Genomic DNA, 8,146 nt, shown 5'->3' with positions numbered 1-8,146 from the left:
GGTGACAACGTGTCGATCACTGTGAAGCTGATCAACCCCATCGCCATGGAAGAAGGTCTGCGCTTCGCTATCCGCGAAGGCGGCCGCACCGTGGGCGCTGGCGTCGTGGCCAAGATCATTGCTTAATCAAGCAAGGTATACAGGGGTATAGCTCAATTGGCAGAGCGTCGGTCTCCAAAACCGAAGGTTGTAGGTTCGATTCCTACTGCCCCTGCCACTTGAATGTGGCCCCCAACAAGCCCGCCAGACCCTGGCGGGCTTCGGTGTCTTAGGTGATGCCGTGAATCGGAAGCAGGAAATACTCAAAGATGGCCACTTCACAGGTTGAAACTGTCAATACAGGCGCAGACAAGGCCAAGCTCGCAGCGGTGGTGGCTTTGGTCATTGCATCTGTTGCGGGCTTTTATTTGTTGGGCAAGCAGGGCGCTGTTGTGCAGTGGGCTGCGCTGATCGTCGGGCTGGTTGCGGCCGCAGCAGTGTTTCTGGTGTCGGAATCAGGGCGTCAGTTTGTCGCGTTTGCCAAGGATGCATGGCGCGAAGTGAAAAAGGTGGTCTGGCCCACCCGCAAGGAAACCTTGCAGATGACGGCCTATGTGTTCGCCTTTGTGGTGATCATGGCGCTTTTCCTGTGGTTCACGGACAAGACGCTGGAATGGGTCTTGTACGACTTGATTTTGGGTTGGAGAAAGTCATGACGACCGCTGCGGAAATCACGGGAGCACAGGCTCCTGCAGGCGCTTCTGCCTCGGCCAATCCCGACTTGCGCTGGTACATCGTTCATGCCTATTCGGGCATGGAAAAGGCGGTGGAGCGCAATATTCAGGAGCGGATCGGCCGCTCTGGCATGCAGGACAAATTTGGCCGCATTCTGGTGCCGACCGAAGAAGTCGTCGAAATGAAAAACGGCCAGCGCAAGACGACGGAGCGTCGCTTGTTCCCTGGCTATGTGTTCGTTGAGATGGTGATGGATGACGATACCTGGCACTTGGTGAAGCACACCAACAAGGTGACGGGTTTTGTGGGCGGGGCCAAGAACCGTCCGGCGCCCATCTCGGAAGACGAAGTGCAAAAGATCGTCAGCCAGATGCAGGAAGGCACCGACAAGCCGCGCCACAAGATCGAGTTCATGGTGGGCGAACTGGTGCGCGTCAAGGAAGGTCCTTTCACGGACTTCAATGGTTCCGTGGAAGAGGTCAATTACGAAAAGAGCCGTGTGCGCGTTTCCGTGATGATCTTTGGCCGCTCTACCCCGGTGGAGCTGGAATTCGGACAGGTCGAAAAGACATAAGCCTCGTGATTGCCGGGGCGTTCGACCTCGGTGCTCTGGGCAAAATTTTGGATGCCGCACTTTTCGGCTCGGTGCGGACATCGTCACAGTGAGTCGTTAACCCCGGGGAGCTGGTGGTTGCACGGTGCAACACAAGCGTTATGACCCGTCAGGAGTAAAACATGGCGAAAAAAATCGTCGGTTTTATCAAGCTGCAAGTTCCAGCTGGTAAGGCCAATCCATCCCCACCTATCGGCCCAGCACTGGGTCAGCGTGGCCTCAACATCATGGAGTTCTGCAAGGCATTCAATGCGCAGACCCAAGGTGTGGAGCCAGGCCTGCCATTGCCCGTGGTCATCACGGCGTTTGCAGACAAGAGCTTTACCTTCATCATCAAGACGCCGCCTGCGACGACTCTGATCAAGAAGGCCATCAAGCTCGAAAAGGGTTCTTCCAATGCCCTGAAGACCAAGGTCGGCAAGATCACGCGCGAACAGCTCGAAGAAATCGCCAAGACCAAGATGAAGGACATGAATGCCGCGAACGTTGACGCTGCTGTCCGTACGCTGGCTGGTTCCGCACGCTCGATGGGCGTGACGGTGGAGGGTTTGTAAATGGCCAAGTTGACGAAAAAGCAAAAGGCCCTGCAGGGCAAGGTTGACAGCACCAAGCTGTACGCTTTTGCAGACGCAGTGGCGCTGGTGAAAGAAGCCGCAACGGCCAAGTTCGATGAATCCATCGACGTGGCGGTGCAGCTGGGCATTGATGCCAAGAAGTCGGACCAAGTGGTGCGTGGCGCTGTGGTGCTTCCCAACGGCACTGGCAAGACGACCCGCGTGGCCGTGTTTGCACAAGGCGCCAAGGCTGAAGAAGCCAAGGCCGCAGGTGCTGACGTTGTGGGCATGGACGACCTGGCCGCCATGGTCAAGGCTGGCGACATGCCTTTCGACGTGGTGATCGCTGCTCCTGACGCTATGCGTGTCGTGGGTACCCTGGGCCAGATCCTGGGCCCCCGTGGCCTGATGCCTAACCCCAAGGTGGGCACCGTGACTCCTGACGTCGCTACGGCCGTGAAGAACGCCAAAGCGGGTCAAGTGCAGTTCCGTGTGGACAAGGCCGGTATCGTGCACAGCACCATCGGTCGCCGTTCGTTCGACAACGAAAAGCTGCAAGGCAACTTGGCTGCACTGATCGACGCTCTGAACAAGGCCAAGCCAGCTTCGAGCAAGGGTCTGTACCTGCGCAAGGTCGCTGTGTCCTCCACGATGGGCGTTGGCGTCCGCGTGGATACCCAATCCATCGCAGCGTAATTGCGATAAGAAATCTTCAGGTCTTTCAAAGGGCCTGATGTGGTGGGCTGTGGGTGGTGTAACAACTGCCTGCAGGCCATCCAAGACCGTTGGTGTGTGGTTCGCCGCACTTAATCCCTCCCTGGGGCCAACGCAGATGGCGATCCCGCTGCAGATGGAATCCGTTCCGAAACAGTTGGTCGCTGCAACAAGAGCGCGCAAAAGGGTGCAAATCCGAATGTGCAATTTAAGGAGTAGACCTTGAGTCTTAATCGCAGTGAGAAAGAAGCGGTCATCAGTGAAGTGACCAGCCTCGCCGCTAAAGCTCAAACGCTTGTGATTGCGGAATACCGTGGCATCACGGTCGCCGACATGACCAAACTGCGCGTCGATGCTCGCAGCAAGGGTGTGAGCCTGAGTGTTCTGAAGAACACCCTGGCCCGCCGTGCTGTGGCAGGCAGCCAGTTTGACGTGGTGGCAGACCAGATGACTGGTCCCCTGATCTATGGCTTCTCCGAAGACGCCGTGGCCGCCGCGAAAGTGGTGTCCGACTTTGCGAAGACCAACGACAAGTTGGTGATTCGCGGTGGCGCTTTCGGTGGTAAGGCCCTGGACGTCAATGGCGTGAAGCAACTGGCCAACATTCCTTCCAAGGAAGTTTTGCTGGCTCAGATTTGTGGCTTGCTTATGTCCCCCATGTCGCGTACGGCCGTTGTGCTGGGCGCACTGGCGGCGAAAAAAGGCGAAGGCGCAGCCGCACCGGCCGCCGAACCTGCAGCAGCTTGATAGCTGGGCAGTCAACCAACACAATTGTTAGGAAATCAAAATGGCATTCGATAAAGACGCATTTTTGACCGCGCTGGACAGCATGACGGTCCTGGAACTCAATGACCTGGTGAAGGCCATTGAAGAGAAGTTTGGCGTGAGCGCTGCAGCCATGGCTGCTCCTGCTGCCGCTGGCGGCGGCGGCGGCGCAGCTGCTGCCGAAGAAAAGACGGAATTCAACGTGGTGCTGACCGACGCTGGCGCCAACAAGGTGTCCGTCATCAAGGCAGTGCGCGAAATCACCGGTCTGGGCCTCAAGGAAGCCAAGGACCTGGTGGACGGCGCTCCCAAGAACGTCAAGGAAGGCATTGCCAAGGCCGACGCCGAAGCAGCCGTCAAGAAGCTGGTGGAAGCCGGCGCCAAGGCCGAACTCAAGTAATTCGGTCTTGCTCAAGGGCTGGAGTGCTCCTCAAAGGGCCTCCAGCCTTTGGTGCTTTCAGAGCGCACCCGCAAGCCCCGTTCTCAACGCGGCTTTCGAGTGTCTTCTGACAATCCCGACAGCAGAAGACGCCTTGGTTCGGGTGATGTGCAACGCATCACCGTCCGCCATGGTTGGTAGTGGCCAACCGCCAAGCCCACAAGGACCACTCGCCTTGTGGGTCAGTCGTCGAAGACCCAGGACTCATGTCTTTGCCCGGAGATCTCATGGCCTATTCCTACACCGAACGCAAGCGAATTCGCAAAAGTTTCGGCACCCGCGATAGCGTGCTCGAAGTTCCTTATCTGCTGCAGATGCAGAAGGACGCATACACCGCTTTCCTGCAGGCAGATACAGCACCCCAGAAAAGAACCATCGAAGGCCTTCAGGCTGCATTCGACGCTGCCTTCCCGATCGTCTCCCACAACGGTTTTGTGGAGATGAAGTTCATTGAATACAACCTGGCCAAGCCGGCTTTTGACGTGCGCGAATGCCAGACCCGTGGTCTGACCTTCGCCTCGGCCGTGCGCGCCAAGGTGCAATTGATCATCTATGACCGCGAGTCTTCGACGTCGCAGTCCAAGGTGGTCAAGGAAGTGAAGGAGCAAGAGGTCTACATGGGCGAAGTGCCCCTGATGACCGACAAGGGCTCGTTCATCATCAACGGTACCGAGCGTGTGATCGTGTCGCAGCTGCACCGCTCGCCTGGCGTGTTTTTCGAACATGACAAGGGCAAGACCCACAGCTCGGGCAAGCTGCTGTTCTCGGCACGCATCATTCCCTACCGTGGTTCCTGGCTCGACTTCGAGTTCGACCCCAAGGACATCCTGTACTTCCGCGTGGACCGTCGCCGCAAGATGCCGGTCACGATCCTGCTCAAGGCCATCGGCCTGAACCCCGAGTCCATCCTGGCGAACTTCTTCGTCAACGACAACTTCCGCCTGATGGACAGCGGCGCGCAGATGGAGTTCGTGCCCGAGCGTCTGCGTGGCGAAGTCGCGCGCTTCGACATCACCGACAAGTCCGGCAAGGTGGTCGTGGCCAAGGACAAGCGTGTCACGGCCCGTCACACCCGCGAACTGGAACAGTCTGGCACAACGCACATCAGCGTGCCTGAAGACTTCCTGATCGGCCGTGTGGTAGCCCGCAACATTGTGGACGCCGACACCGGTGAAATCATTGCCAAGGCCAACGAAGAGTTGACCGAAGCGCTGCTCAAGAAGCTGCGTTCTGCTGGTGTGCAAGACCTGCAGGTCATCTACACGAACGAACTGGACCAAGGCGCTTACATCTCGCAGACCCTGCGCATCGATGAAACCGTAGATGAGTTCGCTGCCCGCGTGGCCATCTACCGCATGATGCGCCCTGGCGAGCCACCCACGGAAGACGCCGTGCAGGCCCTGTTCCAGCGCCTGTTCTACAACCCCGACACGTACGACCTGTCGCGCGTGGGCCGCATGAAGTTCAACGCCAAGATCGGCCGCGACGAATCCACCGGCCCCATGGTGTTGTCCAACGAAGACATCCTGGCCGTGGTCAAGATTCTGGTGGACCTGCGCAACGGCAATGGCGAAGTCGATGACATCGATCACCTGGGCAACCGCCGCGTGCGTTGCGTGGGCGAACTGGCCGAAAACCAGTACCGCACAGGCCTGGCACGTATCGAAAAGGCCGTGAAGGAGCGTCTGGGCCAGGCCGAGCAAGAGCCGCTGATGCCCCACGACCTGATCAACAGCAAGCCGATCTCGGCCGCCCTGAAGGAATTCTTCGGCGCATCCCAGCTGTCGCAGTTCATGGACCAGACCAACCCGCTGGCAGAAATCACGCACAAGCGCCGTGTTTCCGCACTGGGCCCAGGTGGTCTGACCCGTGAGCGCGCAGGCTTCGAAGTGCGTGACGTGCACGTGACCCACTACGGTCGCGTTTGCCCTATCGAAACGCCGGAAGGTCCGAACATTGGTCTGATCAACTCGCTGGCTCTGTACGCCCGCCTGAACGAGTACGGTTTCATCGAAACCCCGTACCGTCGCGTGGTGGATGGCAAGGTGACCAACGACATCGACTATCTGTCGGCGATCGAAGAAGGCAAGTACGTGATTGCGCAGGCCAATGCGCAGCTCGACAAAGACGGCCGCCTGACGGGCGAGCTGGTCTCGGCCCGTGAAAAGGGTGAGTCCATCCTGTGCGGTGCAGACCGTGTGCAGTACATGGACGTGTCGCCCGCGCAGATTGTGTCGGTGGCTGCCTCGCTGGTGCCTTTCCTGGAGCACGACGACGCGAACCGCGCGTTGATGGGCGCCAACATGTCGCGTCAGGCTGTGCCTGTGCTGCGTCCTGAAAAACCACTGGTCGGTACTGGTATCGAACGCGTTGCTGCCGTGGACTCTGGCACCGTCGTGACCGCTACGCGCGGTGGTGTGGTGGACTATGTCGACGCGACCCGCATCGTGGTGCGTGTGAACGACGACGAAGCCGTGGCCGGTGAAGTCGGTGTGGACATCTACAACCTGATCAAGTACCAGCGTTCCAACCAGAACACCAACATCCACCAGCGTCCCATCGTCAAAAAGGGCGACATGCTGGTCAAGGGTGACGTGATCGCCGACGGCGCATCGACGGACTTCGGCGAAATCGCCATCGGCCAGAACATGCTGATCGCGTTCATGCCCTGGAACGGCTACAACTTCGAAGACTCGATCTTGATCAGTGAGCGCGTGGTGGCAGAAGACCGCTACACCTCGATCCACATCGAGGAACTCGTGGTCATGGCCCGCGACACCAAGCTGGGCGCTGAAGAAATCACGCGCGACATTCCGAACTTGTCGGAACAGCAACTGAACCGTCTGGACGAGTCCGGCATCATCTACGTGGGTGCCGAAGTGCAGCCCGGCGATACGCTGGTCGGCAAGGTCACGCCCAAGGGTGAAACAACGCTCACGCCTGAAGAGAAGCTGCTGCGCGCCATCTTCGGCGAGAAGGCTTCGGACGTGAAGGACACCTCGCTGCGTGTGGACCAAGGCTCGTCGGGCACCGTGATCGACGTGCAGGTCTTCACCCGTGAAGGCATCCAGCGCGACAAGCGCGCTCAGCAGATCATCGACGACGAGCTCAAGCGCTTCCGCTTGGACCTGAACGACCAGCTGCGCATCGTGGAGGCCGACGCGTTCGACCGTATCGAAAAGCTGCTGACTGGCCGCGTCGCCAACGGCGGTCCACAAAAGCTGGCCAAGGGCACGAAGATCGACAAGGCCTACCTGGCCTCCGTCGAGAAGTTCCATTGGTTCGACATCCGCCCTGCGGAAGACGAAGTGGCCACACAGCTCGAATCCATCAAGAACGCGCTGGAGCAAACCCGCCACAGCTTCGACCTGGCTTTTGAAGAAAAGCGCAAGAAGCTCACGCAAGGCGACGAGCTGCCTGCTGGCGTGCTGAAGATGGTCAAGGTGTACCTGGCCGTCAAGCGCCGCTTGCAGCCCGGTGACAAGATGGCCGGCCGCCACGGTAACAAGGGTGTGGTGTCCAAGATCGTTCCGGTCGAAGACATGCCTTACATGGCCGACGGCACGCCTGCCGACATCGTTCTGAACCCGCTGGGCGTGCCCTCGCGGATGAACATCGGTCAGGTGCTGGAAGTTCACCTGGGCTGGGCCGGCAAGGGCATTGGTCAGCGCATTGGCAACATGCTCCAGGAGCAGGCCAAGGCCGCTGAGCTGCGCAAGTTCCTGGAAGAGGTCTACAACTCGCGTGGCCGCAAGGAAGACCTGTCGCAGCTCAGCGACGACGAGCTGATGGCCATGGCCGAGAACCTGACCAACGGCGTGCCCTATGCCACCCCTGTGTTCGACGGTGCTTCGGAAGAAGAAATCAAGGACATGCTCAAGATCGCCTACCCGGACGACATCAAGGAGCGCAAGGGCCTGACCGAGTCGCGCACCCAGGCGTATCTGTATGACGGCCGTACGGGCGAGCGCTTCGAGCGCCCGACCACCATCGGCTACATGCACTACCTGAAGCTGCACCACTTGGTGGACGACAAGATGCACGCCCGCTCGACCGGTCCGTACTCGCTCGTGACGCAGCAACCTCTGGGCGGTAAGGCCCAGTTCGGTGGCCAGCGTTTCGGGGAAATGGAAGTGTGGGCGCTGGAAGCTTACGGCGCCGCCTACGTGCTGCAGGAAATGCTGACCGTGAAGTCCGACGACGTGGTGGGTCGTACCAAGGTGTACGAATCCATCGTCAAGGGCGAACACGCCATCGAAGCCGGCATGCCGGAATCGTTCAACGTGCTGGTCAAGGAAATCCGTTCGCTGGGCCTGGACATCGAGCTGGAACGCTCCTAAGCAGAAA

General features: G+C 59.2%; 7 protein-coding genes, 1 tRNA gene and 1 pseudogene. All 9 read left to right on the top strand.

Annotated elements, in window-relative coordinates; translation table 11 throughout:
* Positions 1 to 126: pseudogene (locus tag DNK89_RS21175) on the top strand (elongation factor Tu); the annotation flags it as partial.
* 15 nt (positions 127 to 141) lie between these two features.
* A tRNA-Trp gene (locus DNK89_RS21170) sits at positions 142 to 217 on the top strand.
* Positions 218 to 308: 91 nt separating this feature from the next.
* Complete coding sequence (gene secE, locus DNK89_RS21165; protein WP_015012230.1) at positions 309 to 695, top strand: preprotein translocase subunit SecE; 387 nt, start codon at positions 309 to 311, stop codon at positions 693 to 695.
* Positions 692 to 1,288, top strand: coding sequence for a transcription termination/antitermination protein NusG (gene nusG, locus DNK89_RS21160; RefSeq protein WP_015012231.1), 597 nt, complete (start codon positions 692 to 694; stop codon positions 1,286 to 1,288). Before secE ends, nusG begins: the two co-directional genes overlap by 4 nt.
* Before the next feature lie 161 nt (positions 1,289 to 1,449).
* On the top strand, positions 1,450 to 1,881 hold the full coding sequence (gene rplK, locus DNK89_RS21155; protein ID WP_008907082.1) for a 50S ribosomal protein L11: 432 nt from the start codon (positions 1,450 to 1,452) through the stop codon (positions 1,879 to 1,881).
* Positions 1,882 to 2,577, top strand: a complete 696-nt coding sequence (gene rplA, locus DNK89_RS21150; protein WP_015012232.1) for a 50S ribosomal protein L1 — start codon at positions 1,882 to 1,884, stop codon at positions 2,575 to 2,577.
* Between the two features lie 240 nt (positions 2,578 to 2,817).
* Entirely contained in the window at positions 2,818 to 3,342 is a 525-nt protein-coding gene (rplJ, locus tag DNK89_RS21145; RefSeq protein WP_060986604.1) for a 50S ribosomal protein L10, read from the top strand.
* Between the two features lie 40 nt (positions 3,343 to 3,382).
* Positions 3,383 to 3,760, top strand: a complete 378-nt coding sequence (rplL, locus tag DNK89_RS21140) for a 50S ribosomal protein L7/L12 (RefSeq protein ID WP_015012234.1) — start codon at positions 3,383 to 3,385, stop codon at positions 3,758 to 3,760.
* Positions 3,761 to 4,026: 266 nt separating this feature from the next.
* Positions 4,027 to 8,139 carry a DNA-directed RNA polymerase subunit beta gene (gene rpoB / locus DNK89_RS21135; protein WP_060986603.1) on the top strand — a complete coding sequence of 1,371 codons (4,113 nt, stop codon included), beginning with the start codon at positions 4,027 to 4,029 and terminating at the stop codon, positions 8,137 to 8,139.
* Positions 8,140 to 8,146 lie beyond the last annotated feature (7 nt).

Source organism: Acidovorax sp. ST3 (genome assembly GCF_003231145.1).
Lineage (GTDB): Bacteria > Pseudomonadota > Gammaproteobacteria > Burkholderiales > Burkholderiaceae_C > Acidovorax.
The sequence above is the reverse complement of the archived record's forward strand: the minus strand, read 5'-3'. Positions and strand labels throughout refer to the sequence as shown.